This is a genomic window from Cellulomonas telluris (assembly GCF_004886325.1).
Classification (GTDB): domain Bacteria; phylum Actinomycetota; class Actinomycetes; order Actinomycetales; family Cellulomonadaceae; genus Cellulomonas; species Cellulomonas telluris.
This window is the reverse complement of sequence record NZ_QXFN01000072.1, coordinates 1-563: the sequence shown is the minus strand read 5'-3', so window position 1 is coordinate 563 and position 563 is coordinate 1. Positions and strand designations below refer to the sequence as shown.

Annotated in this window: 1 protein-coding gene; it reads left to right on the top strand. The window is 71.2% G+C overall.

Annotated elements, in window-relative coordinates; genetic code table 11:
* Positions 1–92 precede the first annotated feature (92 nt).
* Positions 93–563: FAD/NAD(P)-binding protein (locus FB586_RS18790; protein ID WP_136520864.1), on the top strand; the 471-nt coding region annotated here is incomplete at its 3' end.

The following is a 563-nucleotide window of genomic DNA, read 5'->3' as shown; positions in this document are numbered from 1 at the left end:
ATCCGCCACGCCGGGCGCCGACTCGCTCCGACTCCGATCGCCTTGCTACCTTTAGTACAGTAATTCACTCTAGTTATTGGACGGAGCGCGGCATGGGAACGAACGAGGGTGGCTGTCGGGTCGTCGTGGTCGGCGCGGGGGCGGGCGGCACCCTCGTCGCCACCCACCTGGTGACCGCGCTGTCGTCGCGCTTCCGGGTCGAGCTCGTCGACCCCGCCCCCACCACGGGTCGCGGCCAGGCGTACTCCACGACCGACGACCGCCACCTCCTCAACGTCCCCGCCTCCGGCATGAGCGCCTTCCCACGCGATCCAGAGCACTTCCTGCGCTGGCTGCGCGACCACCACGACCCGACGTTCCAGCCGCACGACTTCGCGCCGCGCGCCGCGTTCGGCCGCTACGTCGAGAGCCTGCTGACCACTGCGACGGAGTTCCCCGGCAACGCCCGGCTCGTACGCCGCCGCGCGGAGGTCGTCGACATCAGCGGGTCCGGCGACGGGTTCGTCGTCGAGCTCGCCGACGGTGACACCCTCGAGGCGCGCGCCGTCGTGCTCGCCACGAGC